Here is a 2,470-nt window from a genome sequence, read left to right as displayed (position 1 = left end):
TTGTCAATCGGCATGGAACTTTGACCCCCTATAGGCATCCAAAATTGACCCCCTGTTTGACGTGCGGTTAGCTGGCCCGATGCGGTGTAGCCTCCACAAAGCGAAGCCGTATCGGGCCAGCGTCGGCTCGACTATTCTCGGGTTTTGAAGCGCCAGCTCTCGTTGCCAGTTTCGACGATGTCGCAATGGTGGGTAAGGCGGTCGAGCAGCGCGGTAGTCATTTTGGCGTCGCCGAAGACCGAGGGCCATTCGCCGAAGTCGAGGTTGGTCGTCACGATGATCGATGCGCGCTCGTAGAGGCGGCTGATGAGATGGAACAATAGCTGACCACCGGTTTGTGCGAAGGGAAGATAGCCAAGCTCGTCGAGGATCAGGAAGTCGAGGCGGCACAGCAGATCTGCCGTGCGCCCCTGTCGGTCGGCGCGGGCTTCCGCATCGAGTTTGTTCACCAGGTCCACAACGTTGAAGAAGCGCCCCCGCCTGCCGCGGCGGATGCACGCCCGAGCGATGCTGACGGCCAGGTGGGATTTACCGGTCCCTGTGCCGCCGATCAGCACGACATTGCGTTGCTGCGCCAGAAACTCTCCGGTCGCCAGATCACGGACCAGCGCCTCGTTGACCGGCGTGCCTTCGAAGCTGAACTCATCGACTTCTTTCGCCAGGGGCAGCTTGGCAATCGTCATCTGGTATTTGATCGAGCGCGCCTGCTTCTCACTGATCTCGGCGTTCAGCAGATCGCCGATGATCTGTTGCGGTTCGTGCTGACGCTTCACCGCCGTGGCGATGGTCTCATCGTAGGCGGCCTTCATGCCGTAGAGCTTCAGCTGGCTCATCGCGTCCAGCACCTGTGATCTTTCCATGGATGGGTCTCCTTAGGCTGTCATAGCGTTTGCAGTCGGCCACGGGCTCGCAGGTCAGTCGCAGCGCGTCGGGCGTATCGATGGTCAGCGGCGGCGGCGGCTCACGATGCCGGGCCAGAATGTTGATGACGACCGAAGCCGCGGGGGCCCCTTCGTTCAGCGCTTCGGCACAGGCAGCATCCACTGCATCCAGCCCATCGGTGGGGATCATGCTCAGGATCTGGACCATCTGCCGGTCGCCATTGGGCACCTTGCCCAGTTTGCGCTGAATGCGCCTGATCGCTGATGGCAGTTCCCAGTCCTTGAAGGGAGCCCCATTCCTGAGGGCGCCAGGCTTGCGGGCCAGCACCGGGATGTAGTGCAGCGGATCGTAGATGGCCTTGTCGCGCCCGAAGGCTCGTTCATGCCGCCCTACGATCTTGCCGTCCAGCCAGAACTCGACCCGCTCGGCATAGGCGCGGATCTCGACTGGCCGGCCGACGGCGCGGCCATCCACCGAATAGCGGTTCTTGTCGAACCGGACGAGACAGGTCTTCGAGACTGATGCCGGAACAGCGTGGAATCCATCAAAGGGGCCGACATATGGCACCAGACTCGCCCGCTCGCCCTCGAAGACCTCCCAGATCGTGCGGTCTCGAAGCTCCTGATGCGGATGAGATTTGGCCCAGGCGACGCAGCGATCCTCGAGCCAGGCGTTTAGTTCGGCGTAACTCTTAAACTTGGGCCTGGGCACGAAGAAGCGACGCCGGACAACGCCTACCTGGTTCTCGACCTGTCCCTTCTCCCAGCCCGATGCTGGTGTGCAGGCAACGGGATCGACAAGATAATGCCCGCACATCTGCTGGAAGCGCCGATTGTAGGCCCGGTCGCGGCCAACGAAGATCGTGTCTACCGCCGTCTTCATGTTGTCGTAGATCCCGCGCGTGCAGGCCCCGCCGAAGAAGGCGAAGGCCTTGTCATGGGCATCGAACACCATCTCCTGCGTCTCGCGCGGATAGGCCCGGACAAACAGCATGCGGCTGTGGCAGAGCCGGACATGCGCCACCTTCACAGTGGTGGTCGCACCGTCGATCACAACAATCTCGTGGCTCCAGTCAAATTGGTAGGCCTCGCCCGGATCGAAAATCAGCGGGACATAGGCGGCCGCGGAGGCCTCTTGTTCTTCCTTGGACCACGTGGCCGCGTAACGCCGGACAGCGTCATAGCCGCCGTCATATCCAAGGGCTCTCAGTTCTTCGAAGATCCGGATGCGGGTTAACCGCTCGCGCTTTGGCTTCCTCGCATTCGCCGCCAACATCTCTTCGAGCTTGTCTTTCCATGGCCCGATCTTCGGCAGAGGCTGGACGCGGCGTTCGTAGGTTGCTTCCGTCACACCAGACCGGATCACCTTCCGCACCGTATTCCGCGATACCCGCAGTTCCCGGCAGATTTGCTTGATCGGCTTCCTGTCCTGAAAATACGCCCGCCGGATCTTTGCTATCGTCTCCACGACCAACATCCCAATCTGTGCTCCCCGATAACCTCGGGGGCATGATTCACATCAGTGTAAGGGGGTCATTTTTGGACGCCGATTTCCCCGCTACGGGGTCAAAATTGCATGCCTGTTCACA

2 protein-coding genes are annotated in these 2,470 nt (G+C 61.0%); both read right to left on the bottom strand.

All coding sequences use genetic code 11. The features are described from left to right. Positions 1–131: 131 nt before the first annotated feature. Positions 132–860: an IS21-like element ISPkr1 family helper ATPase IstB gene (gene istB / locus KUV26_RS23440; RefSeq protein WP_222510269.1), complete on the bottom strand. Its 729-nt coding sequence runs from the start codon at positions 858–860 to the stop codon at positions 132–134. After that, positions 790–2,358 (bottom strand): IS21 family transposase, encoded by a 1,569-nt coding sequence (gene istA / locus KUV26_RS23435; protein ID WP_222510268.1) that lies wholly within the window; start codon positions 2,356–2,358, stop codon positions 790–792. The genes istB and istA overlap by 71 nt, the downstream gene beginning before the upstream one ends. Positions 2,359–2,470 lie beyond the last annotated feature (112 nt).

The sequence above is a fragment of the Leisingera daeponensis genome, assembly GCF_019801465.1.
Taxonomy (GTDB): Bacteria; Pseudomonadota; Alphaproteobacteria; order Rhodobacterales; family Rhodobacteraceae; genus Leisingera; species Leisingera daeponensis_A.
Note: the sequence above shows the minus strand (reverse complement) of the source record. Positions and strands in the feature narration are given on the sequence as shown.

Coding starts and splice junctions, on each gene's coding strand:
- istB (WP_222510269.1), bottom strand. CDS start 860: ATGGAAAGATCACAGGTGCTGGACGCGATGAGCCAGCTGAAGCTCTAC.
- istA (WP_222510268.1), bottom strand. CDS start 2,358: ATGTTGGTCGTGGAGACGATAGCAAAGATCCGGCGGGCGTATTTTCAG.